This window comes from Aminithiophilus ramosus, assembly GCF_018069705.1.
Taxonomy (GTDB): domain Bacteria; phylum Synergistota; class Synergistia; order Synergistales; family Aminithiophilaceae; genus Aminithiophilus; species Aminithiophilus ramosus.
In genome coordinates, this window is record NZ_CP072943.1 from 2,346,637 (window position 1) to 2,370,465 (window position 23,829).

Annotated in this window: 19 protein-coding genes and 1 riboswitch; of the genes, 16 read left to right on the plus strand and 3 right to left on the minus strand. The window is 61.2% G+C overall.

What is annotated here, in order from left to right:
- Window positions 1–31 precede the first annotated feature (31 nt).
- Window positions 32–1,522 (minus strand): APC family permease, encoded by a 1,491-nt coding sequence (locus tag KAR29_RS10890; RefSeq protein WP_274373016.1) that lies wholly within the window; start codon window positions 1,520–1,522, stop codon window positions 32–34.
- Between the two features lie 131 nt (window positions 1,523–1,653).
- The gene (gene hisD / locus KAR29_RS10895) at window positions 1,654–2,922 is read right to left on the minus strand and encodes a histidinol dehydrogenase (protein ID WP_274373017.1); all 1,269 of its coding nucleotides are present in this window, start codon (window positions 2,920–2,922) and stop codon (window positions 1,654–1,656) included.
- Between the two features lie 503 nt (window positions 2,923–3,425).
- On the opposite strand from hisD, the gene KAR29_RS10900 reads away from it, so the two are divergent.
- The 7 genes from KAR29_RS10900 (at window position 3,426) to KAR29_RS10930 (ending at window position 9,455) form a co-directional block, all read left to right on the plus strand.
- The gene (locus tag KAR29_RS10900; RefSeq protein ID WP_274373018.1) at window positions 3,426–4,091 is read left to right on the plus strand and encodes a TAXI family TRAP transporter solute-binding subunit; all 666 of its coding nucleotides are present in this window, start codon (window positions 3,426–3,428) and stop codon (window positions 4,089–4,091) included.
- Window positions 4,022–5,107 (plus strand): sodium/glutamate symporter, encoded by a 1,086-nt coding sequence (gene gltS / locus KAR29_RS10905; RefSeq protein WP_274374975.1) that lies wholly within the window; start codon window positions 4,022–4,024, stop codon window positions 5,105–5,107. Before KAR29_RS10900 ends, gltS begins: the two co-directional genes overlap by 70 nt.
- A gap of 205 nt (window positions 5,108–5,312) precedes the next feature.
- A complete protein-coding gene (locus KAR29_RS10910) occupies window positions 5,313–6,467 on the plus strand; it encodes an MFS transporter (protein ID WP_274373019.1) in 1,155 nt (384 codons plus the stop codon).
- A gap of 111 nt (window positions 6,468–6,578) precedes the next feature.
- Complete coding sequence (locus KAR29_RS10915) at window positions 6,579–7,682, plus strand: NCS2 family permease (RefSeq protein WP_274373020.1); 1,104 nt, start codon at window positions 6,579–6,581, stop codon at window positions 7,680–7,682.
- 4 nt (window positions 7,683–7,686) lie between these two features.
- A complete protein-coding gene (locus KAR29_RS10920; RefSeq protein ID WP_274373021.1) occupies window positions 7,687–8,229 on the plus strand; it encodes a phosphoribosyltransferase family protein in 543 nt (180 codons plus the stop codon).
- A gap of 303 nt (window positions 8,230–8,532) precedes the next feature.
- Window positions 8,533–9,012 carry a hypothetical protein gene (locus KAR29_RS10925; RefSeq protein ID WP_274373022.1) on the plus strand — a complete coding sequence of 160 codons (480 nt, stop codon included), beginning with the start codon at window positions 8,533–8,535 and terminating at the stop codon, window positions 9,010–9,012.
- A gap of 23 nt (window positions 9,013–9,035) precedes the next feature.
- Complete coding sequence (locus tag KAR29_RS10930) at window positions 9,036–9,455, plus strand: zinc ribbon domain-containing protein (RefSeq protein ID WP_274373023.1); 420 nt, start codon at window positions 9,036–9,038, stop codon at window positions 9,453–9,455.
- Window positions 9,456–9,562: 107 nt separating this feature from the next.
- Here the strand turns inward: KAR29_RS10930 and KAR29_RS10935 are convergent, their stop codons facing one another.
- Complete coding sequence (locus tag KAR29_RS10935; protein WP_274373024.1) at window positions 9,563–10,303, minus strand: aspartate/glutamate racemase family protein; 741 nt, start codon at window positions 10,301–10,303, stop codon at window positions 9,563–9,565.
- 437 nt (window positions 10,304–10,740) lie between these two features.
- Between KAR29_RS10935 and recQ the strand changes: the two genes are divergently transcribed.
- The 9 genes from recQ (at window position 10,741) to scpA (ending at window position 23,829) form a co-directional block, all read left to right on the plus strand.
- Complete coding sequence (recQ, locus tag KAR29_RS10940) at window positions 10,741–12,546, plus strand: DNA helicase RecQ (RefSeq protein ID WP_274373025.1); 1,806 nt, start codon at window positions 10,741–10,743, stop codon at window positions 12,544–12,546.
- Between the two features lie 706 nt (window positions 12,547–13,252).
- A complete protein-coding gene (locus tag KAR29_RS10945; protein WP_274373026.1) occupies window positions 13,253–14,788 on the plus strand; it encodes an alanine/glycine:cation symporter family protein in 1,536 nt (511 codons plus the stop codon).
- Window positions 14,767–15,516: an aspartate/glutamate racemase family protein gene (locus tag KAR29_RS10950; RefSeq protein WP_274373027.1), complete on the plus strand. Its 750-nt coding sequence runs from the start codon at window positions 14,767–14,769 to the stop codon at window positions 15,514–15,516. Before KAR29_RS10945 ends, KAR29_RS10950 begins: the two co-directional genes overlap by 22 nt.
- Window position 15,517: 1 nt before the next feature.
- Complete coding sequence (locus tag KAR29_RS10955; protein ID WP_274373028.1) at window positions 15,518–16,384, plus strand: polysaccharide deacetylase family protein; 867 nt, start codon at window positions 15,518–15,520, stop codon at window positions 16,382–16,384.
- Window positions 16,377–17,207, plus strand: coding sequence for a polysaccharide deacetylase family protein (locus KAR29_RS10960; protein WP_274373029.1), 831 nt, complete (start codon window positions 16,377–16,379; stop codon window positions 17,205–17,207). The genes KAR29_RS10955 and KAR29_RS10960 overlap by 8 nt, the downstream gene beginning before the upstream one ends.
- Before the next feature lie 110 nt (window positions 17,208–17,317).
- Window positions 17,318–18,010, plus strand: coding sequence for a GntR family transcriptional regulator (locus KAR29_RS10965; RefSeq protein WP_274373030.1), 693 nt, complete (start codon window positions 17,318–17,320; stop codon window positions 18,008–18,010).
- Between the two features lie 35 nt (window positions 18,011–18,045).
- Window positions 18,046–19,020 (plus strand): dimethylarginine dimethylaminohydrolase family protein, encoded by a 975-nt coding sequence (locus KAR29_RS10970; protein ID WP_274373031.1) that lies wholly within the window; start codon window positions 18,046–18,048, stop codon window positions 19,018–19,020.
- A 152-nt stretch (window positions 19,021–19,172) separates the two neighbouring features.
- Window positions 19,173–19,340, plus strand: a riboswitch (cobalamin riboswitch).
- A 140-nt stretch (window positions 19,341–19,480) separates the two neighbouring features.
- A complete protein-coding gene (locus KAR29_RS10975; protein ID WP_274373032.1) occupies window positions 19,481–21,628 on the plus strand; it encodes a methylmalonyl-CoA mutase family protein in 2,148 nt (715 codons plus the stop codon).
- Window positions 21,628–23,829 carry a methylmalonyl-CoA mutase gene (gene scpA / locus KAR29_RS10980; protein ID WP_274373033.1) on the plus strand — a complete coding sequence of 734 codons (2,202 nt, stop codon included), beginning with the start codon at window positions 21,628–21,630 and terminating at the stop codon, window positions 23,827–23,829. The genes KAR29_RS10975 and scpA overlap by 1 nt, the downstream gene beginning before the upstream one ends.

Below are 23,829 nucleotides of genomic sequence, written 5' to 3' on the forward strand. Positions count from 1 at the left end.
TCGACCCGATCGGACCTTTTCGTTTTTGCCCTCACCCCGCCAGAAAGGGCAGGGCGAAAAGGAGCAGCACCGCTCCGAAGCAGGTCAGGACGATGGCGCGCCAACGGCGGTATTCCCGGTCCAGCTCCTTCCGCTCCTCCGGCGAGGGGGCGTCGGGGAGGGGGGCCGGGACGTCGTCGGCGGCCTTCCGGGACCGGAAGAAGAGGTAGAGGCCCCAGCCGACGAGGTTCCAGATCACGCCGGAGAGGAAGGCGTCGCGAGGAAGCTGGGTCATCATCACGATGTAGATGAGGGCGCTGACGACGGCTCCGGCCACGCCGCCCGGGGCGCGGTAGGGCCTTTTCAGGCCGGGCGAACGGCGGCGGAGGCCGATGAAGGCGGCGAAGCCGATGACGTAGAAGAAGAGGTCGGCGAAGAGGCTGAGGGAGGCGATGTAGATGATGGACCCCGTCGAGACGAAAAGGAGGGTCACGACGCCCATGAAGGCGATCGCCACGTGGGGCGTCCTGTATTTGGGGTGCAGTCTGCCCAGGATTCCGGGCAGCACGCCGTCGCGGGCCATGCTGTAGAGGTAGCGCGAGGGAGCCGCCACGCAGGGGTTGAGCGTCGACAGATCGCCGCCGAAGGCGATGCCGGCGCAGAGGAGGATCAGGGGAAAGCCGAGGATTCCGGCGGCCTTCATCCCCTCGGCATAGGGGGCCATGGCCTCTTTGATGCCGCCAAGGCTCTCGGGAGGGACGATTCCCAGAAGGAACCACTGGAAGGTGGCCGTCACGACGAAGACGATGAAGGGCGTCAGGAAAAGGGCCCGGGGGATGACCACCTGAGGGTGGCGGATCTCCTCGCCCATGGAGCAGCAGGTCTCGAAACCGGCGAAACACCACCAGACGAGGGAGACGACGAAGATGAACTGTCCCGGCTCGATCCCTCCCGCCAGGGGAACCCGGAAGAAATCGAGGCTGATCCGCGTGCTCATCGTGGCGAACCAGACGAGGGCGACGCCCCAGAAGAAGAAGACGACGGCGTTCTGGAGGCGCCCGGCGATCTCGACGCCCCGCCAGTTGATGACGACGAAAAGCAGGATGATCGCCGCGGCGATGATCCGTTCGTCGACCAGGAGGGGAAAGCCCAGGGCCTCCGTCAGGGTCTTGAGGTAGAAGGAGAAGGCCAGTCCCTCGCCGCTGGCGACGGCGATGAGGGAGATGACGAAGTTCCATCCCGCCAGCATGCCCCAGACTCCGCCCAGGCCCTCCCGGGCGTAGCGGTACGTTCCTCCCGCGTAGGGAAGGGCGGCGCCCATCTCGGCGTAGATCAAAGCGGGCAGGAGGCTGATGAGGAAGGCCACGAAGGTGGCCACAAGCGTCAGGGGGCCCAGATAGCCCACGCTGTTGGCCCCCGTGGTGAAAAGGCCCACGCCGATGACGGTCCCGACGGTGATGGTCACGGCCTCCTTGAGACCCAAGGCCCTCTTGAAAGCGACGGCGCCTTCGCCCCTGCTTCCGCTGACGTCTCTTTCAGGCAAAGCAAGTCCCTCCTCTCGTGCTCTCGGCGGGAGCTTGCTCCCGCCCCTTCCGGCGCCCCGTCATCGGGCGCCCCCTCTGTCGCGTGGTCCCCGGGCCCGTCTGAGCTCCTCCCCGGCGGGCCCGGGGACCCTCACCGGAGAAGCTTCCGCGCCTCGGCCGCGGCGGCGTGGCCCATCAGCCCCTCTTCCCTGGCGATGCGGCTTGCGAGGGGGGCCAGACGGGAGGCCCCTTCGGCCGTCATGCGCTGGAAGGTGGTGACGCGAAGAAAGGTCCCGACCCAGAGACCGCCCGTGTAGCGGGCCGCGCCCATCGTCGGCAGGGTGTGGTTCGTCCCCGACAGGTAGTCCCCGAAGACTTCGGCCGCCCACTCGCCGATGAAGAGAGAGCCGTAATTCCGCAGCCCGGCGACCCACGCTTCCGCCTCGGCCAGATCCAGCTCCAGGTGTTCCGGAGCCCTTTCGTTGGCGATGCGGCAGGCCTCTTCCGGCGAGTCGACGAGGAGGATCTCGCCGTTGTTCTCCCAGGAAAGACGGGCCACGGCCGACGTGGAGAGGCCCGCCAGCTGCCTTTCGACCTCCTCTTCGACTTCTTTGCCGAGGCGCTCCGAGGTGGTCACGAGGACCGATCGGGCGTTCACGTCGTGTTCGGCCTGGGCCAGGAGATCGGCCGCCAGCCGCGTCGGGTCGGCCCTGTCGTCGGCGAGGATCAGAACCTCGCTGGGACCGGCGATGAAGTCGATGCCGACGCGGCCGTAGCACTGCCTTTTGGCCTCCGTCACGTAGCGGTTGCCGGGACCGACGATGAGGTTGACGGGGGAAATGCTCTCCGTCCCCCAGGCGAAGGCGGCCACGGCCTGAGCCCCGCCGACGGCGTAGATCTCCGTCACCCCGGCCAGGTCCAGGGCACAGAGAACGGCCGGATGGATCCGGTCCGTGCCTTTCATCACGGGCGAGGCGGCGCAGCGGCGGGGCACGCCGGCGACGGCGGCGGGAATGGCCAGCATCAGGGCCGTCGAGACGAGGGGGTAGGAACCTCCGGGGACGTAGCAGCAGCAGGAGTCGACGGGAAGGACCCTCTGTCCCAGGAAGACGCCGGGACCGTTTTCCCTCTCGGGCAGGTCGGTCAGGGTCTCTCTCTGCCTGAGGGCGAAGCTGCGGATGTTCTCGGCGGCCTTTTCAAGGGCCTGGAGCAGATCGGCGTCCACCTCGGACCGGGCCCGCCCGACTTCCTCGGCCGTGACGCGCAGGGCCGTCCGCGTGGAGCCGTCGAAACGCCTGCCGTATTCGAGGAGGGCCTCGTCTCCTCTGACCCTGACATCGTCGACGATCTTCGCCACCGTGCCGTAGAGCTCGCGGGCCTCTTCCGTCTCCAGAGGCCGGGCTTCCTTCATGACGCGCATCCTCTCACCTCCATGAATGATTCTTTTTCCTTTGTTCGATTGTCTGACCTGTAGGGCACTCTGCGTCAATGGCGCAATGGCCCCCGAAAAAGCGATAAACCTGGAGTGGGGTCCATGGTTCATTTTATCGGCGCGACCGCCCTTCGGGGAGCCGACCTCGGGAAAGGGGCCCTCGGAAGGCCGCCGGCGGCCCCGCTTTTCGCCGGAGAGATCCTGCCGAGGGCGGGGACGCACTTTCGCAAAAGTCCGTCCCTCTCGACAAAGGGCGCTGATCAGAGCTGACCAAGATGCTTCGGTGTCATCTTTTCGAGGATTAAATCTTCTTCAAGTGACCTTTCCCCCTTCCGCTTCCTTTCTTCGGGCCCTCCGCCGTCGGCCTGCCCCGTCGGGGCAGGCCCAAAAAGAGAGATGCTACAATATCGAACTGTCGGAGATGTCCGAAAAGCGCCCTCAACGGGATGGCCCGGTCGTCTTCCGCCATCATTCGGAGGAGGTGGCTTGATTTGCGCATCACCGCTCTTTTCGCCCTGCTTCTGCTTCTGTGCGGGCTCCCCGTCGGGACGGCTTCGGCCTTTCAGCCCGTCTACATCATGGGCAGCAGCAGCATGGGCGGCACCTATTACCAGCTGGCGGGGATCATCGCCGAGGCCGTCAACGACAAGGTCCCCGGCGTCCGCCTCGCCGTTCAGCCCACGGGCGGCACGGCGGAGAACATCGACAATCTGGAGAAGGGGCTCAACCAGTTCGCCCTGACGGACAGTCTCGCCGTCATGGCCTACGAGGGGCGCGATCTCTACTACGAGCGGCCCCAGACCTACCTGAGGGCCGTCATGCCCCTCTACCCCGAAGTGGCCCGCCTCCTCGTCCCGGCCGGATCGCCCGTCCGGTCCCTTTCCGACCTGGCCGGCAGGCGCGTCGCCCTGGGACGCAAAGGTTCGGGCGTCCTCGTCACGGCCCGGCAGATTCTGGAGGCCTCGGGCCTTCGATCCGACGCGGTCCACTCCGTCTATCTGGGCATGGGCGAGGGCCTTCTGGCCCTTCGGGACGGGACCGTCGGCGCATCGCCTTCCTGGGCGAATTCAACATCCCGGCCCCCGTCATCGGAGGCGTCCTTTTCGCCCTTCTTCGCTGGGCCCTGCTGGGACGGATCGATTTCGACTTCGACATGACCCTCAAAGATCCCCTCATGATCGCCTTTTTCACCACCGTCGGACTGGGAGCGAGCCTGAAGCTTCTCAAGAAGGGCGGCCCCCAGGTCTTTCTCTTTCTCCTCCTCGCCTCGGGACTGGTCTTCCTTCAGAACGTCGTGGCCCTCGCCCTCTCCAAGGCCACGGGGCTTCATCCTCTCCTGGGCCTGCTGGCCGGTTCGGTGACCATGTCGGGAGGCCACGGGACGGGCGCCACCTTCGCCCAGACCTTCACCGCCGATTACGGCCTCGTCGGCGCCATGGAACTGGCCATGGCCTCGGCCACCTTCGGCCTCGTGGCCGGTTCGGTCATCGGCGGCCCCGTGGCCCGTCGCCTGATCCGCAAATACGACCTCCACCCCGACGACGTCGGCGACGGACTGGGCGGCGACGCCGTCGCCGATATCCAGGGCCTGGCCCCGGCCTCTCACCCCCTGTCCGTCAACGACGTCCTGGTGACGATCCTCCAGATTTCCCTGGCCATGTATCTGGGCTCTCTGGCCTTCGAGCAGCTTTCGGCCCTGGGCGTCAAGCTCCCCACCTACCTCTGCGCCCTTTTCATCGGAATCGTCATCCGCAACGTGGCCGATTTCAGCCGGGCCTTCCCGATCCACTTCAAGTGCGTCGACTACATCGGCTCCGTCTCCCTCTCCCTCTTCCTGACCATGGCCCTCATGTCGCTCAAGCTCTGGCAGCTCATGGAGCTCGCCGGCCCCATGGCGGCCATCCTTCTGGGACAGACGGCTCTCGTGGCCCTCTACGCCACCTATCTCACCTTCCCCCTCATGGGGAAAGACTACGAGGCGGCCGTCATGGCAGGCGGACACTGCGGCTTCGGCATGGGCGCCACGCCCAACACCGTGGCCAATATGGAGGCCCTCTGCTCCCACTACGGACCGGCACCCCGGGCCTTTTTCGTCGTCCCCATCGTGGGAGCCTTTTTCATCGATATCGTCAACGCCTTCGTCATCCAGGGTTTCATCGCCTTCCTGGGCTGACTTTTCGCCCCCGGGGAACTATAGTGGATCAAGCTCCTCCATCCCTACAGGACGCAGAAAGGAGACTCCATGGCCCGTTTCTTCCGCTGCCCACCGCCTCCGGAAGACCTCTGAAACCGAGGCCGCACCCGGAAAGCGCTGCCTGCGCCGACGGCGAAAAGCCGCCGTGCAGGTCTTTCGTGGACAGTAGAAGGAGTGAAACGTCATGGGAGTCCGAACGTCGTCATGGGCGCTCTCTGCGGCCGTCTTCATCCAGATGGCGGGAGTGGGGCTGATCGTCGCCTTCCTGCCGGGACGGATGATGGAACTTTCCGGTTCGATCCGCTTCGTCGGCTATCTCGCCTCGGTCTTCGCCGTGCCTTTCGTGCTCTTCCAGCTGCCGCTGGGCCATCTGGCCGACCGCCACGGCTGCAAGGCCTTCATCGTCGCCGGCTACCTTCTTTCGGGCCTGGCGGGCCTGCTTTTCTTCAGGGCCGCCGGGGCCTGGGGCCTTCTGGCCGGACGCCTGCTCCAGGGCTTCGGCGAGATTCCGACATGGGCCCTCGCCCCGGCCCTCCTCTCCCTGCTTTTCCCCCTGTCCAAGGGAGGGGCCATCGGGATCTACAACGCCTCGATGCACCTGGGCCTGACGGCGGGAAGCCTCCTCAGCCTCACCCTGGCCCTCTCCGGCGACGGCCGGGAGGCCTTTCTGCTCTATGCGGCCCTGAGCCTCGCGGCGGCCCTGATCGCGGCCCTGCTCGTCAGGGACCCCCTCTCGGCCCGGGGCGGATCGGCGGAGAGCGGGAGCTGGAGTGACCTCTTCCGGGCCCTCAGGAGCCTCCGCCGTCCCGCCCTTCAGGCCGGCATCATCCTCTACGGCGGAGGATACGGCACCTTTCTGACGGTCATCCCCGCCGCCCTCCTCGGCCAGGGCGCCTCCGGCCAGGAAAGGGTCTCCCTTTTCTTCACCCTTTTCTACGTCGCCGTCAGTCTCTCCCAGATCGTCGCCGGAAAGATCTCCGACAGAAGAGGGCGGGACGTCACCCTCCTCGCGGGCCTGATCCTCGTGACGGCGGGACTGGCCCTCTTTCCCGCCTTCGGAGGGACGGGGGCACTGGCCTTTCTCGCCCTGGCCGCCTTCGGCCTGGGCATGTTCTGCGTCTCCGCTCTGGCACGCCTCCAGGAGGCCCTCCCCCTTTCTCTCCGGGGCTCGGCCTCGGGCCTCTTCTACCTGCTCTGGGGCGTGGGCTATTTTCTCATGCCTCCCCTTCTGGGCTGGGTCGGAACGGCCTTGGGCCAGACGACGATCTTCCCCCTGACGGCCCTCCTCTTCGCCGTCGAAGCGGCCGCCCTGCGCCTCACATCGGCAGGCCGCGACTAGGGGCCCTCTCAGAGGTTTGCGCCGGAGAGATCCGGCGCAAACCTTGTCGGTGTTGACTTTTTCCCCCATATAGCATAAAAAGTCAGCATCACACCGAAAGGGGATCCCTCTATGCTCACCGATCTGCTCGCCGCACTGGCCGTTGTCGTCAACGGCATCCCCCAGGGCCTTCTGGCCCTCTCCTTCGGCTTCGCCGCCCTTCCGACGGCCGTCGCCTTCGCCATCGGCATCGCGGGCTCTCTGACCTACCAGTCCGTGGCCACCATCTCCTTCCAGGCCGAGACCATCACTTTGGCCGGAACGATGGGTCAGACCGTCAGGGAGAGGCTGAGCCTCGTCTTCTGGGGAGCCCTCTTCCTCCTCATCCCCTCCTTGCTCGGTCTCAACGAGGCTATCGTCGCCTTCATCGGTCCGGCCATCGTCAGCTCCATGATGGCCGGGGTGGGCCTCATGCTGGCCAACGTGGCCGTCGAGCTCTGCAAGTCCGAGCCTCGGTCGGGAGGCGCCTCCATCGTCGCCGCCCTGGCCGTCTGGCTCCTGACGAAGGACCTGGCCCAGACGATCATCCTTTCCGTCCTCGTCTCGACGGGAGTCTTTCTCTTCCTGAAGAAAACGGGCCAGGTTGACCACGAGGAGAGCCTCGTCGACCCCTCCAGGGAGACGTTCCGCCTCGGCAACATCGAGTGGCGCTTCTGGCGCCATCCCCGCATCTTCCTGGGCGCCCTGGCCCTGGCCTGCCTCAACATCGGCGCCAACATCTCCTTCGGCAAGATCACGGGCAGTCTGGCCGGCTCCGAGACCAACATCGACCACCTGGCCGTCTACTCCAGCCTGGCCGACATGGGATCGTCCTTTTTCGGGGGCAGCCCCGTCGAGGCCATCATCTCCGGCACGGCGACGGCCCCCAACCCGATCCGTTCCTCGGTCTTCATGATGGCCATCATGGCTTTGGTGCTCCTCCTGAAGCTGCTGCCCGTCATCGGCCGCTACGTCCACCGCTCCTCCATCGCCGGGTTCCTGCTCATCCTGGGCGTCTTCGTCACCTTCATCACCAACATCCAGGGAGCCATCGCCTCCGTCCCGGCCTTCGCCGGCCCCTTCGGCTTCGGCCCCTGGGGCATGGTCATCGGCGCCACCGTCTTCGCCTCGGCCCGGTGGAACCCCTTCTTCGGTCTTCTGGCCGGTCTGGGCCTGAAGCTCGTCCTGGGGGTGTAGGTCGATGAGCGACGTCTACGAGCTCCATCTCTGCGGCCTCGTCCGGTCTTTGCCCAAAGTCCGCGTGGCGCCCGATCTGTCCATCGCCTCCTTCGTCATGCTCGGCGACACGGAGCTCATCGAGGCCTGCGCCGAGGCCCTGGCCGAACGGTTTCCCCGTCAGGGGCTGGACCTTCTCGTCTGCCCCGAGGCCAAGGGCATTCCCCTGACCCACGCCGTGGCCCGCCGCCTGGGGCTGAACTACGTCGTGGCCCGCAAGTCCGTCAAAAGCTACATGGAAAATCCTCAGGTGGAGGAGGTCCGGTCCATCACGACGGCAGGCGTCCAGACCGTCGTCCTCGACGGCGTCGATGCCCGGAAGCTCTGCGGCAAAAAGGTCGCCGTCGTCGACGACGTCGTCTCCACCGGCGGCTCGCTCCTCTCTTTGGAAAAACTTCTGGAACGCGTCGGCTGCCGCGTCGTCCTCCGCGCCGCCGTCCTCCTCGAAGAGGGCGGATTCGACGGCGATCTGGTCTATCTCGACAGGCTTCCCCTCTTCAGAGACTGAGGTGCCCGTCCGATCCTAGAAGAGGGGGGAGGGCCTTCCCGGCCCTCCCCCCTCTTCTCCCTCCCCGCCCGATGAGGAAAGGGCGAAAGAGACCGCGCCACCATATGTTTTACCTTTCTTTGCCTTTCTTTACCCTTCTTGACTCGATCACCCTTCATCTTGACACTATCGAAGCCGCTCTCTGCCGACAAGCTAAATGGAGCCTCTCGACAGCGAAGGCCGTCAGGCACGCCGAAGAAGGAGCCCGCATGAGCGCGAAGGGGGAACGGCAAGAGGGACGAAATGTGGAAGGGGGCAGAGAACGTGCGCATTTCCGAAATGGCTACGCTGAACACCACCGACGTCATGCAGACCCAGAAGACGACGGCCACGACGAGCGGCAGCGAGACGCAATCGACGACGGGAACGACGGACGAGGTGGGCATCTCCTCGTTCGCCGATCTCATGAGCAAGCTCAAGGATCTGAAGGAGACCGACCCCGAGGCCTTCACGACGACGGTGACCGACCTGGCCGCAGACGTCCGCGAGGAGGCCGCTTCGTCCTCCGGGATGAGTGCCGACAAGCTCAACGAGCTCGCCGACTCGCTGGACACCGTGGCGGAGACGGGAGATCTTTCGGCCCTCCAGCCCAAGGCGCCCCAGGAGCAGGGCGGCTTCACCGTCTCGGCCAACGGCATCTACGGCCCCTCGAACGGCCAGCCTCCGTCGAACGAGGAGAACGCCTCCATGGAGAGCCTTTTCGCGACTCTCGCGGCCAAGGTCGACGACGTCCTTAACGGATAAAATCGAAAGGAGGTGAATCCTCCATGGACATTCGCGGACTTTCAAGCGACAGCTCGGCACAGTACACGCTGAGGATCAACGCGTCTTCGGAAAAGACGACGACGGCGACAACCGCCGCCACGACGGAAGAACAGGAAGCTGCGGGCGCCTCCGCCTCGGCCTCGAGCGGCACGTCTCAGACCGCAAAAACGGGCGGCACCCAGGCCTCGGCGGGCACGGGAGAGATTGCCGACGGCTCGACGAGCACCTGCTCCAACTGCGGAGCCACTCTGGCGGCCAACGCCTCCGTCTGCGGCAAGTGCGGAACGACCGTTCAGACCGCCGCCGACAAGCTCCTCCAGGCCCTGTCGGAGGCGGACATTCAGTCCAAGACGACGGACAACGGCATCGCGACCCTTTCCGCCATGGGAATGCTGGCCCAGCAGGAACAAGAGGAGTCCTGATCGCTCAGTTTTGATCACCCATCTGTCCCTCGTTCTCCCCTCATGCGGCAGGGGCCGCCTTTCACGGCGGCCCCTCTCTTCGCGTTTCCCCCCTCCCCGAAGGAAAGCTACATATATCCCTCGTAGGGCCTGGGCGTCAGGGCCGAGTGAACGTATTTGATCATGGTGATGAAGTCGAAGACGGGCCGTCCCGTCGCCTTGTGCACGGCGTGGGCGTAGGGGGGCAGGTCGCTGCACTCGAGGACGATGGCTCCCACCTCGGGATTGTCGGCCACCATCCTCTCGGCGACGGAGACGACCTCCCTCTCGACGAGGTCCGAATCCATCGTCCCCTTCTCCTCGAGGACGGAGGTGCGGAACTCCTCCTGATCCTCCATGCCGCAGACGACGAGGGGCATCTCCTTCGTGATCCCCACGTTGGCATAGTGCTCGTCGGTGAGGCACCGGGCGCTGGCCGTGATGACGCCCACCTTCTGCTTCGACGTCAGGGTCCGGTAGATGAAGGGAACCTGAAGGAGACTGGAGAGAAAGACGGGCACCTCGACGGCCTCGGCGACCTGGCGCTGGAAGAGGGCCATGAAGCCGCAGGCCCCCGTGATGGCCCGGACGCCCTCGGCCTCGAGCTCCTTGGCGCCTTCGATGAAGGGCTTGAGCAGTTCGGGATCGCGCTCGTTGAGCAGCCTCTCGATGGACGAGCCCCGGATCTCCTTGTAGCGCACGGGGAAGGGGAACGTCGTCGCGTTCCCCACGTTGCCCGGAACGCAGGGATAGGCCGCGTCCAGAATGAGAATGCCGATGGGCTCCCCGTCCCAGGAACGACTCTTGCTCTTGATGCGGTAGACCGTCATGCCCTTGCCCCCCTCATGGAAGTGGATAGAACTGGCCTGACAAGTATACCTCATGACGGCACCGGAATTCACCTCCCGCGCCAAGGATTGCGCCCAAAATGCCTTTTCGCGTAAAAAAGGGTTCCAAACTTATGGTACGCCGTGATCGGCCTCACCGGAGCCATTGGATCGACGGAGACGAGCCCTTCGTCGCCGAAAAAAGAAATGTTACACTTCAGGGTGGCGCGAAAAAGCCCCTCGTTCCGCGGCGCAAACCGGACAGGGGGCGGCACGCACCCCGATCCGGCCGGGCCTCCGTTCCCCTTTCGCGCCGGAGTCAGCGCGGAGGAAAGGCGCGGAACGAAGACCCTCCCACGAATGGCGGAAACGGGCACGAAGGGGCTACAGGCCCGCGATTGCCCGGCACAACGAGAACCTCGAAGGGAAGAAGGAATCCGGTGACGGATAAAAAGGCCTTGCTGCGGGAAATCTTCGGTTTCACCCATTTTCGGCCGGGTCAGGAGGCGATCATCGACGCCCTCCTGGCCCGGCGCGACACGCTGGCCGTCATGCCCACAGGGGCGGGCAAGTCTCTCTGCTTCCAGATCCCGGCCCTCCTCTTCGACGGCCTCTCCCTCGTCATCTCCCCGCTGATCTCTCTCATGAAGGACCAGGTCAGCGCCCTCAGACAGGCCGGAGTCGAGGCCGCCTACCTCAACAGCGCCCTCACGCCTTCCCAGATGGAGACCGTCGTGGACAGGGCCCGGAAGGGGACCTACAAGATTCTCTACGTCGCGCCCGAACGGCTCCTGACGTCGGGATTCCTCTCCCTGGTCCGCTCCTGCCCTCCCCCCTTCGTCGCCGTCGACGAGGCCCACTGCGTCTCCCAGTGGGGCCAGGACTTCCGCCCCGGCTATCTCGACATCGCCCCCTTCATCGAGGGGCTCTCCGGCCGCCCCGTCCTAGGCGCCTTCACGGCCACGGCCACGCCCCAGGTCCGCGACGACGTGACGGCCCTCCTCTGTCTGCGCAACCCCCTCGTGACGACGACAGGCTTCGACAGGCCCAACCTGACCTTCGAGGTCCGCTCCCCCGCGAACAAGGAGGCGGAGCTGAAGGGCTTTCTCGCCGAGAGAAGGGGCAAAAGCGGCATCGTCTACTGCCTGACGCGCAAAACCGTCGAGGAGGTCTGCGAAAGCCTCCGCGCGGCGGGCCACGAGGCCGTCCGCTACCACGGGGGCCTCGACCAGGAGGAGCGCCGCGAGAACCAGGAGCGCTTCCAGAAGGACGAGGCGACGGTCATGGTGGCCACCAACGCCTTCGGCATGGGCATCGACAAGTCCAACGTGGCCTTCGTCGTCCACTACAACATGCCCAAAAACATCGAGAGCTACTACCAGGAGGCGGGCCGGGCCGGAAGGGACGGATCCCGCGCCGAATGCGTCCTCTTCTACGGCGGGCGCGACGTCGTCACCAACCAGTTCCTCATCGAAAAGGGGGAAGAGGCCTCGGGCGACGACGAGGCGTCGCGCCTTTTCCGCGAGACGGAGCGGCGCCGCCTCCGCCAGATGACCCTCTACTGCCGCAGCCGCGACTGCCTCCGGGCTCGAATCCTCCGCTACTTCGGAGAGGAGTCTCCCGACCGCTGCGACAACTGCTCCAACTGCCTCCAGACCTTCAGGGAAGTCGACGTCACCGTCGAGGCCCAGAAGATCCTCTCCTGCGTCCTGCGCATGAAGGGACGTTTCGGCGTCAAGCTCCTCATCGACACCCTCAGGGGATCGAAAAAGGCCAAGGTGCGCGAATTCGGCCTCGACGAGCTCTCCACCTACGGCATCATGGCCGACGAGAGCGAGGCCTCGCTGAAGGAAAAAATCGACGACCTCCTCTGCCGGGGCTACCTGACCGTCAGCGACGACCTTTCCCCCGTCGTCGGGACGACGGAAAAAGCCCGAGCCGTCCTCTTCCGCGGCGAAAAGCTCTTCATGAAGGTCCCCGAGCGCACGAGGCGGGCGCCGACGGCGACGGCGGAACCGGCGGCCGACGGAGCCCTCTTCGACCGTCTCCGGGCCATCCGCAAGGGCCTCGCCGACAGCCAGGGCGTCCCGGCCTTCGTCATCTTCTCCGACGCCACCCTGCGCCAGATGTGCGCCGACCACCCCCGCACGGAAGAGGAGCTCCTTCAGATCTCCGGCGTGGGCCAGGCCAAACTCCGCCAGTACGGAGCGGCCTTTCTGGAGGTGCTGAGGGACGAACGGCGCTGAAGATCGAGCGCCAAGAGGGGGGGGACCCGACGGAAACGGACCGGCCCCTCAGGGAAATGCCCCCTCCGATGGCGGCTCGACTAGGAGCCACCTCACGGGAAAAGGGGCCTCCTTTTTCGGCCCTCCCTCAAAAAAAGACCGGACTCGCAGATCGCAAGGATGAAGGCCCTCGGAACGGGATCGTTCCGAGGGCCTTCATCCTTTTCCGACGGGCCCCCGCGTCTGCAGAGGGACGGGGCTTCCGATCGCACTCATATGCAACATCCATATTTTTCTTGACAATCGAAATGGAGGGCTGTAGGATTTGGGATATATTTTAGGATATATTTTGGGATCCAATTTGATTAAAAAAACAAACAGAATAGGTCTAAAAAAATAAATTTCCGTCGGACGAAAAGAGCGGGCTACCGCCATCTGTCGCGGTGAGGTTCTTCCTGCCCCCCTCGGCCGGAGACACGGCCCCCTCCCGGGAGCCAGAGCCCTCCTGACCGCGAGCGGGAAGCCATCCGGATCGCAGACGCGATGAAATTTAAAGTAAAATTCAATTTAAAATCGCGAAGCAACCGGCAGGACCTTCAAAAGGAGCGAGGAGGTCACCGAATGAACAGCAGTTGACCAGGGCACCGGCATGACACTCAAACTCGTGACAGAGCAACTCGGGTGACCGGGCAATGCCCCCCATGGCCGTAGACAGGAGGAACCGACAATGAGCTCTTTGTTCGACTTCATAAATGTCTTGTTTGCCAGCGTGGTTCCCGTCGCAGATTTTCTATGGGACTTTCCGACGAACTACGATTGGTATTCGAGCATTCCCATCGTCGGAAAGTTTTCCGTGGCCTTCATCCTGCTGTTGGGCGGAGGCATCTATTTCACTATCGGCCTCAAATTCGTACAGATCACTCAGTTCAAGAACAGCTACAGACAGCTGATGAGCCGGCAGCGAAGCGGCATCGGCACGTCGGCCCTTTCCGCCTTCCTGCTGAGCCTGGGGATGCGGGTCGGCGCGGGCAATATCGTGGGAGTCACCGGCGCCGTCACGTTGGGCGGTCCAGGTGCCATTTTCTGGATGTGGCTCGCGGCCTTCCTGGGCATGTCGACGGCTTTCGGAGAGGCGACGCTGGCACAGATATACAAAGAACAGAAGGGCAACGAATATGTGGGAGGATTCACCTTCTACATCCAGAAAATCTGGGGAGACAAAAGGTTCATCGGCGTAGGCATGTGCGTCATCTATCTCATCTACAACATGCTCAGCATTCCCGTCCATACCTTTCATGTGTTCACCGCAGCAAGCTCTATCGTGAAAGAATTCTCCGATAAGGCCCTATCGACTACGGGCATCGAATATTATTCCATCGCCCTGTTCATCGTAATCTCTCTGGCAATCATCACCTTCGGCGGCGTGAGGCGCGTAACCAAAGTTACAGATAAAGTCGTTCCGATCATGGCGATGCTGTACGTACTGGTCGTCCTGGCGCTGATTCTGATGAATCTCAACAAGGTGCCTCTGTTTTTCTTTTCAGTATTCAAAGGGGCCTTTTCTCCTGATGCCATTTTCGGAGGAGCTTTCGGGATAGCCCTATCGCAAGGGCTGAAAAGAGGGCTTTTATCCAATGAAGCAGGAATGGGAACCGTGACTCAAGCCTCATCGATCGCCGACGCGAATCACCCCTGTGAACAGGGCTTTGTCCAGGCCTTGGGCGTCTTTTTCGACACGATTATCATCTGCTCCCTTACCGGATTCATTCTGACGGCAGGTCAGCTGTGGACGACAAACAGCAACTGGTCCGATCTGAAGGTCGACAAAATAGCGACCTACCTGACCTCCATCAAAGAGCTGGTCCCAGGGACGACGCTTGACAGCGTCATCGTCGTATTCGCATCAGTGGCATTCGGCCTCTTCGCATTCACCACGCTGCTCGGCGACCTTGTTTTCACAGAAATTGCGGCAAACAAAATATCCCAAAAAGAAAGTTTCATGAAAGCGATGAGGTCGATCGGAGCGCTGGTATTTGTCCCCTTAGGCGTTCTTACCGTTCTGGCCGGTCTCCAATTGGATAATTTATGGTACGTATCCGACTTGATCAACGTCATTCTCATTCTAATAAACATACCCACCATGATTGTAGGCAGAAAAATAATAATTAAAGCCTATGACAACTATTTGAATTCCGATGGAAGTCGTTTCCTATCCTCGGACATCGGGATCGAGACAGAAGTATGGAACGGAAAGAAAGATTAGCCAAAATGAAAATCAAGTGCATCATGCCTGACAAGGCCATGGATAGGGACACTTTAAACAAAAGGGAAATAATGCTCAAAAAAGTACTCGCACCTGACGTGGAAGTCTCCGTGGATTGCATCAAGCACGGTCCGGATGAATTGGATTGTTATACCGACGAAGCCTTTGCCGCTTCGGAAATGGTCAAAGAGGCCATACTGGCGGAAAAAGCAGGATACAACGCGATTGTGACCTACTGCTTCAGCGATATAGGCCTGGATGCCATCAGAGAAAACGTTTCCGTTCCCGTCATAGGTCCCTTTGAAACGACACTCTCGGCCGCGGGAATGCTGTGCAATCGCTTCACGGTGATAACGACGGAAAAGCGAAACGTGCCTAGGACCTACAGGCGGCTGATGAAGAACGCCATTGCCAGAGAAAAATTAAAAACCGTAAAATCTCTGGACATCCCCATCGGGGAGTTGCGAACGCGCCCGGACGCGGCCCTGCTCTATCTGACCAAGACGTGCAAAGAAGCGATAGCGGAAGGAGCGGACGGCATCATTCTCGGCTGCCTCGGCATGGCCATGTACAGCGAGGAAATAAAAAATAAATTAAATATCAACATATTCAACCCGGCACTCCTTGCCGCAGCCTACGCGGAGCTGTGCGTCAGAACAGCCATGACTCACAGCGAAAGCAATTATCCCAAATTCACGAACGCAAGCAACATACGCATGGAGGACTGAGATGGAAAAACTCCTCTGGCCGGATGGCAAGAAATGCGCCGTCATGTTCTCCTTCGATCTGGATGGCGACACCACATGGGAAAACGGGAACAAGGGATTGCCCTATGGCGATCAATACATTAAATCACTTTCCGTAGGTCAGTATGGCCCCAAACGAGGCGTTTACAATATACTGGATCTACTGGATAAATACGGCGTGAAAGGCACTTTCTATATACCGGGCCTGACAGCGGAACGATATCCAGAGGCCGTCAAGACAATAGCCAATGCGGGACATGAAATCGGCCATCACGGCTACGCTCACGAAAGATTTGCGGGAAAAACCGTAGAAGAACAGATAGAAATCATTGAAAAAAGTCAAGCGATATTCAAAAAGTTAATAGGACATGAAGCTGAAGGGTTTAGAACCCCTTCTGGGGATTGGTCTATTGAAACTCCCAAATTACTATATGAAAGAGGATTTAAATATTCTAGCTCCATGAGAGGAGACGATAAGCCCTACAGAACAATAATAGATGGAAAAAAAACTAATTTTATCGAAATTCCAACCAAATGGGAACTTGATGACTATGTTGCCATGGCATATAACTTATACCCGGCAGAGCCATGTGGAATCGATAGAATTTCCATATACAAAAATGTGCTCGATAATTTTCTATGGGAATTTGAAGGAGCATATAAATATGGGCTTTGCATTTCATATATGATGCATCCACAGGTATCGGGAACTCCTGGAAAAATAATGATTCTCGACCACTTGCTCAGAAAAATTTCCAAAATGAATGAAGTTTTTGTAGGAACCGGCAAGGAGATCGCAGATTGGTACAGAAATATTGATTCTTCGCAAAAGGACAGACGCCATGTATAGAAAAAGCATAAATTGGCCAAATAAGTCCAAATGCGCTGTATCTATAACAATAAACCTGAGCGCAGAGTTATTCTGGCTACAACTTGATCAAACATGCTACGACAAACCAAAAACATTATCAATGGGACAATATGGAATGACTAATGGATTAAAAAGAGTTCTCGACACCTTGGGTCAAAAAAACATTAAAGCTACTTTTTTTGTTCCAGGGAAAGTTGCAGAGCTCTACCCCCTTGAGATGCAAGACGTACTCAACAGGAATCATGAAATTGCGTGCAGTGGATATGATTATATTAATCTAGGCATAGAAGATCCGATCTGCCAAGAAAACGACATCAGCAGAGGCGTTAATGCCATTAAAAAAATATGCAACATGACCCCCCTGGGATTCCGAGCTCCCGTTGGAGAGCTCAGCAAAGAGACTCTACGCATAGCACATAAATATGGAATGAAATATTCGAGCAATTTATCAGACGATGATAGACCCTACTACCTCGACATCGGAAGCGAAATGAAGATGCTGGAAATTCCAATTCACTGGTCTTTGTATGACTTTCCTTATTTCGCTTTCAATTACAGACCCGCATTTCCAATAGGACAGGGGCGTTTAGCCAATTACTCAGGAGTACTATCTAACTGGATTGATGAATTTGAAGGATTTTACGAATATGGATTGTGCTACGTGCTACAACTGGAGCCTCAAACCATAGGAAATCCCGGACGCATACGCATACTTGAAGATACATTAAACTATATCACTCAAAAAAACAATGTGTGGATTGCGACTGGACAAGAAATATACGAATACATGGAAAACAAGTAAATCACCATAACCCCCTACAGATAATCAAACAAGCATGATGTATTATTTTAAACATTCCGCTTCGACATTTTGATAGGCACTTCCCAAAACCAGGAAGCGAGGTATAGGGCTTGGAAGTCAAATCTGCTGAGGATAAAGCCTATAAGGCAATTATTCGATTGATTCTTGAGCAAAAATATCCTCCAGGTTCTTCTCTCGTGGAAGCGCAATTGGCTGAAGACTTGGGAATGAGCCGGACTCCCATTCGGAGTGCGCTACGCAGGCTCACTACGGATGGATTTCTTGAAAATCCATTCAATAGAAGCTGCCGTGTGCCTAAGATTTCCAGGAAAGACCTTGAAAAACTCTTCAACTTACGTCTGCTCATGGAGTCTCATGCCGCCCATGAGGCCGCCATTAACGCTTCGGACGAAAGAAAAGAAGAATTTGAACAGTTGATAGAAAAAGAACGAGAAAGCTACTACACAGGGGACAAAAATCTATATGAAATTAACCAACAAATTCATTTCGGTATCGCAAATCTTTCCGACAACCCCTACTTGGCAGGAGCTATCAAGCCCCTTTTCTGGAGATCGGAATTATATGTTTTCTTTTTCGACACTTTCTACGTCAGCAACGAGAGGAAACCCCTTCTTAGAGATCCAGATAAATCCAGAAGCCACCGAGAGCACAAAGAACTGATTCGTGCGATCTTCAGCAGAGCCCCGGAGGATGCCCGAGAAATCATGAAAACCCATATCCTTTCGACTCGAAAGATGCTGACGACGAACGCAAGTTTTCAAAAAGGCTTCAAGGAGATGTAATTCATTTATTTTCATCATGGTAGGGAGGCAGTGAAATGACCACGGTAAACGCGACGATGGAAAAGGCCGTCAAGAAGGCCTGCAACGATTACGGCGAAAAATGGTTCACCGACACCTCCTCTTTCGAGGAGAATCTGATCCACGTATGGGGGAGGAAATGGAGCGTCTCCTCTGAAGTGGAAAAGCTGCGGGCCGTTCTGCTGCGAAGGCCCGGCAGGGAGATCGAAAGGGTGACCGATCCCGCCGATTGCCGATGGAAGGCCCTTATGGACGTCGAGAAGGCACGGGACCAGCACGACGCCATGGCCCAGATCTACCGGGATCACGGCGTCGAGGTCTTCTACGTCGAAGATCAGCGGGAAGATCGTCCCAATGCCCTTTTCATGAGAGACAACGTCCTGGGCACTCCGGAAGGGGCGATTCTCTGCCGTCAGTCGACTCCTTTCCGACGGGGGGAGGAGCGGGCCGTCGCCGCGGCACTCGGCAAGATCGGCTGTCCGATCGTCCGGACGATTTCCGGGACGGGGGTTTTCGAGGGCGCCTGCGCCATGTGGATCGATCGCGAGACGATTCTTCTCGGCACGGGAGTCCGGGCAAACGCGGAGGGAGTCCGACAAGTGGAGGAAGTGTTGCGACCCATGGGGGTCAAGAACTTCATTCACTACCAGATTTCCTGGGGACACGCCCACCTGGACGGACTGATGACTCCTGTGGATCGGAAAAAAATCCTCATCTTCCCCTGGCAGTCTCCCTACGATGTCGTGAAGCCCCTGATGGACCGAGGCTTCGAAATCATCGAGGCTCCCTCCATCGAGGAAGTGAAGACGGGAAGTGCCATCAACATGGTCGCTCTGGAGCCCGGAGTCATGCTCATGTCGGCGGGGAACCCCGAAACCACGAAAGCTCTGGAAAAGCGCGGCGTCGAGGTCATCCACGTCGACATCTCGGAGCTGCGGAAAGGGTTCGGCGCCCTCCACTGCATGACGGCGTTCCTCGCCAGGGAGGCCTAACATCGCCCCTGCGCACCGGACAGGTCCCGCCATCAACTTCCAGGGGGAAAGAATGGTGTAATTTTTCGAATTTTGCGCTTTTTACGATCAATCTTCACGGCTTTTCCTTGACAGGTTCCGGCCGTGGTGGGTATGATGCAGCGACAAGGGACCTTTCAAGGCCCCCCATAGGTCGCAGACGTTCGGGAATCCGGTGCGAATCCGGAACGGCCCCGCCACTGTAACCTCGACGAAACCGCGGAAGCCACCGATCTCTTTCGGGAAGGCGCGGGAGTAGGACGAAGGGAAGTCAGGAGACCGGTCTGCGGCAGAGCTAGGCCGAGTCTGCGCGGGCGGACGTTGCCGGGGGAGAGGAAGGAACCGGCCGTTTTCCTCTTTCCGTTGCGACGATAAGACTGCCCCGTTGTCAGGGGCAGTCTTTTTTGCGCCCCCATTTCCAAGGAGAAGAGAGGATGGGAACATGGACAGCGCCGTTCAGGAAGACCAACGGAAAAAACCGGCCCTTTCCTTCGACGAATTTCCTCCCCCCACGTACGAGGGATGGAAGGCCGAGGCCGAGGCGGCTCTCAAGGGAGCCCCCTTCGAGAAACGCCTGCTGACGCCGACCTACGAGGAGATAACCCTGGAACCTCTCTATACGGCGGACCACATCAAGGGGCTGCCTCTGGAGGGAAGGCCGGGAGAGAGACCCTTTCTGCGCGGCACCCGTCCCTCGGGCTATCTGGCCGAGCCATGGGCCGTCGCCCAGGGCTGCGACGAGCCCCTTCCCGAAGAGGCCAACGCCGTCATCAGACGGGAGCTGGAGAAGGGCAGTTCCGTCCTTCACTTCTCCCTCGACGAGGCCACCCGACGGGGCGAGGATTGGGACGGGAAGAGGGGTCTTACGGGACTCTCCCTCTCCACCCTGGCCGATCTCGACGGGGCCTTCGACGGTCTGGACCTGACGTCGCGGCCGCTTCGCATCGACGGCGGTTTTTCCGTCGTCCCCCTTCTGGCCCTCATCGCCGCCCAGGCCCGGGCCCAGGGACGGCAAAAGGCGCTGAGCGACTACAGCGGCTCCGTCGGAGCCGATCCGCTGGGGACTCTGGCCCGGGACGGCAGCCTGCCCTGTCCTCTCGACGAGCTCTACGACGAGATGGCCCTTTCCCTTCACTGGACGGCCGCCAGGGCGCCCAAGGTGAAGACGATCCTCATTGGCGGCGACGTCTACCACGACGGAGGCGCCTCGGCCACGGAGGAGATCGCCTGCGTCGCCGCGACGGCCATCGCCTACGTCCGGGCCATGGAGATCCGCGGATTCTCTCTCGAATCCATCGCCTCGGCCATGACCGTATCCCTTTCCCTCGGCGCCAATTTCTTCATGGAGATCGCCAAGATCCGGGCCATGCGCCAGGTCTGGTCGCACATCATGGAGGCCTTCGGCGGCGACGAGAAGGCCTGCCGGATCGACCTGTCGGCCCGGACCTCCCGCTTCACCCAGACCGTCTACGATCCCTACGTCAACATCCTCCGCGCCACCTCTCAGGCCTTTTCCGGCGTCGTCGGCGGCGTCGACGCCATGGAAGTGGCCCGCTTCGACGAGGCCATCCGCTCCGGCAGCGAGCAGTCGCGCCGCATCGCCCGCAACATCCAGATCATGCTCCAGAACGAATTCGATCTTCTCCAGCCCGTCGATCCCGGCGGCGGCTCCTGGTACATCGAGACTCTGACGGACCAGGTGGCCCGCAAAGCCTGGAAGGAGATGCAGGAGATCGAGGAGCGGGGCGGTCTTTTCCGTGCCCTCCAGGAGGGCGCGGTCCAGAAGAAGATCGGCGCCACCCTGAAGCAGCGGTGGAAGAAGCTGGCCAACAGGGCCGATCGGGCCGTGGGGACCAACATGTACGCCAACGTGACGGAAAAACCCCTGACCGAGGAACGGGACATGGCGGCCATCGCCGCCAGGCGCCGCGAGGCCGTCGAGGCCTTCAGGGCCGACATCGACGCGGAGCACTGCCGCAGAAGCCTCGAGGCCATCCCTCCCACGCCGGGTGAGCCCCTGGCCTTCATGGAGACCCTGGCCGAGGCCTTTTTCGCCGGAGCGACCCTGGGCGAGGTGCGCAAGCGCCTCGACGACGGCTTCGAGGGAACCGTCGCCGTCGAGCCCCTGACCCCCCGGCGCTGGACGGAACCCTTCGAGGCGCTCCGCAGACGCACGGAGGAGGCCGCCGCCGAGGGACGGCCGATCCGCGTCTTCCTGGCCAACATGGGGCCCATACCCCAGCACAAGGCGCGGGCCGATTTCAGCACCGGATTCATGGAGGTGGCCCGTTTCGAAGTTCTGCGCAACGACGGCTTCGCCGATACGGAGGAGGCGGCCAGGGCCGCCGTCGAGTCGGGAGCGGACGTGACGATCATCTGCTCCACCGACGAGACCTATCCCGACATCGTCCCCCCTCTGGCCCGGGCCATCAAGGAGGCTCGGCCCGAGGCCATCGTCCTTCTCGCCGGAGCCCCGGCCCCGGAGCACAAGGAGGCCTACGTCGAGGCGGGCGTCGACGACTTCATCCACGTCCGGGCCGATTGCCTCAAGATTCTCACCGACATCCAGAAAGCGAGGGGGCTCCTCTGATGCAGGCCAAACCCGATTTCAGCCGCATGGCCTTTTCGCCCTCCCCCAAGGCTCCCGATTCTCTCGAGGCCTGGCGGGCCCGGATCGAGAGGGAGACGGGGAAACCCTTCGACGCCCTCTTTCACAGAACGATGGAACAGATCGACGTGGCCCCCCTCTACACGGAATCGGACTACGAGGGGATGACCCATCTCCCCTACATGGCGGGGCTCCCCCCCTTCCTGCGGGGCCCCTACCCCACCATGTACGTCACCCGCCCCTGGACGGTCCGTCAGTACGCCGGATTCTCCACGGCCGAGGAGAGCAACGCCTTCTACCGTCGCAACCTGGCGGCGGGGCAGAAGGGACTCTCCATCGCCTTCGACCTGGCCACCCACAGGGGCTACGACTCGGACCACCCCCGCGTCGTCGGCGACGTGGGCAAGGCCGGCGTCGCCGTCGACTCGATCCTCGACATGGAGATCCTCTTCTCCGGCATCCCCCTGGGACAGATGTCGGTCTCGATGACGATGAACGGCGCCGTCCTTCCCGTCCTGGCCTTCTACATCGTCGCCGCCGAGGAACAGGGCGTCGACAAAGCGGTCCTCTCGGGGACGATCCAGAACGACATCCTCAAGGAGTTCATGGTCCGCAACACCTACATCTACCCCCCCGCGGCGTCGATGCGGATCATCGGCGACATCTTCGCCTACACGTCGCGGAACATGCCCAAGTTCAACAGCATCAGCATCTCGGGCTACCACATGCAGGAAGCGGGCGCCACGGCCGATATCGAGCTGGGCTACACGCTGGCCGACGGCCTGGAGTACATCCGCACGGGCCAGGCGGCGGGGCTGGCCATCGATGATTTCGCGCCGCGCCTGTCCTTCTTCTGGGCCATCGGGAAGAACTACTTCATGGAAGTGGCCAAGATGCGGGCCGCCCGCATGCTCTGGGCCAAGATCGTCAAGCAGTTCAACCCCAGGAAGGCCAAGTCCATGGCCCTGAGGACCCATTCCCAGACTTCGGGATGGAGCCTGACCGCCCAGGACCCCTTCAACAACGTGGCCCGGACCTGCATCGAGGCCATGGCCGCCGCCCTGGGACACACCCAGTCGCTTCACACCAACGCCCTCGACGAGGCCATCGCCCTGCCGACGGACTTCTCGGCCCGGATCGCCCGCAACACCCAGCTCTACATCCAGGACGAGACGAGCGTCTGCAAGGTCATCGATCCCTGGGGCGGCTCTTACTACGTCGAGGCCCTCACCGACGCCCTCATCCGCAGTTCCTGGGCCCACATCCAGGAAGTGGAGGAGCTGGGCGGCATGTCGAAGGCCATCGACACGGGACTGCCCAAGATGCGCATCGAAGAGGCCTCGGCGCGCCGCCAGGCCCGCATCGACTCGGGAAGCGAGAAGATCCTGGGCCTCAACGCCTACCGCCTGGAAAAGGAGGACCCCCTGGAGATCCTCGAGGTGGACAACTCGGCCGTCCGTCAGGCCCAGATCGACCGCCTGGCCAAGCTGCGGGTCAACCGGGACAACGACCGGGTCCGCCTCAGCCTGGAGGCCATCACCCGCTCCGTCGAGACGGGCGAGGGCAATCTGCTCGAACTGGCCGTCGAGGCCGCCCGCTCCAGGGCCAGCCTGGGCGAGATCTCCGACGCCGTCGAAAAGGTCTGCGGCCGCCACAAGGCCATCATCCGCTCCATATCGGGCGTCTACAGCAGCGAGTTCGCCGACGAGGAGATCATCGAAGAGGTGCGGCGGATGACGGACGACTTCGAGAAACGAGAAGGCCGCCGCCCCCGCATCATGGTGGCCAAGATGGGCCAGGACGGCCACGACAGAGGGGCCAAGGTGGTCGCCACGGCCTACGCCGATATGGGCTTCGACGTCGACGTCGGGCCCCTCTTCCAGACGCCCGAGGAGACGGCTCAGGACGCCGTCGACAACGACGTCCACATCGTCGGCATGAGCTCCCTCGCCGCCGGACACAAGACCCTCCTCCCCCAGCTCGTCGAAGAGCTCGAGAAGCGGGGCCGCGGCGACATCATGATCATCGTCGGCGGCGTCATTCCCGCCCAGGACTACGAATTTCTCCTCTCCCACGGCGCCTCGGCCATCTACGGCCCCGGAACGGTCATTCCGGCCGCAGCCAAGGAGATGCTCGAAATCCTGAGCGAAAGGCTCCGCCTGGCCGAAGAGGGAGAGGCCTGA

Excerpts from the sequence above, each read along its gene's own strand:
- KAR29_RS10915 (WP_274373020.1), top strand. The coding sequence starts at position 6,579 with ATGCTCACCGATCTGCTCGCCGCACTGGCCGTTGTCGTCAACGGCATC.
- KAR29_RS10910 (WP_274373019.1), top strand. The coding sequence starts at position 5,313 with ATGGGAGTCCGAACGTCGTCATGGGCGCTCTCTGCGGCCGTCTTCATC.
- KAR29_RS10975 (WP_274373032.1), top strand. The coding sequence starts at position 19,481 with ATGGACAGCGCCGTTCAGGAAGACCAACGGAAAAAACCGGCCCTTTCC.
- KAR29_RS10930 (WP_274373023.1), top strand. The coding sequence starts at position 9,036 with ATGGACATTCGCGGACTTTCAAGCGACAGCTCGGCACAGTACACGCTG.
- KAR29_RS10955 (WP_274373028.1), top strand. The coding sequence starts at position 15,518 with ATGGAAAAACTCCTCTGGCCGGATGGCAAGAAATGCGCCGTCATGTTC.
- KAR29_RS10970 (WP_274373031.1), top strand. The coding sequence starts at position 18,046 with ATGACCACGGTAAACGCGACGATGGAAAAGGCCGTCAAGAAGGCCTGC.
- KAR29_RS10950 (WP_274373027.1), top strand. The coding sequence starts at position 14,767 with ATGGAACGGAAAGAAAGATTAGCCAAAATGAAAATCAAGTGCATCATG.
- KAR29_RS10945 (WP_274373026.1), top strand. The coding sequence starts at position 13,253 with ATGAGCTCTTTGTTCGACTTCATAAATGTCTTGTTTGCCAGCGTGGTT.
- KAR29_RS10960 (WP_274373029.1), top strand. The coding sequence starts at position 16,377 with ATGTATAGAAAAAGCATAAATTGGCCAAATAAGTCCAAATGCGCTGTA.
- hisD (WP_274373017.1), bottom strand. The coding sequence starts at position 2,922 with ATGCGCGTCATGAAGGAAGCCCGGCCTCTGGAGACGGAAGAGGCCCGC.
- KAR29_RS10935 (WP_274373024.1), bottom strand. The coding sequence starts at position 10,303 with ATGACGGTCTACCGCATCAAGAGCAAGAGTCGTTCCTGGGACGGGGAG.
- scpA (WP_274373033.1), top strand. The coding sequence starts at position 21,628 with ATGCAGGCCAAACCCGATTTCAGCCGCATGGCCTTTTCGCCCTCCCCC.
- KAR29_RS10920 (WP_274373021.1), top strand. The coding sequence starts at position 7,687 with ATGAGCGACGTCTACGAGCTCCATCTCTGCGGCCTCGTCCGGTCTTTG.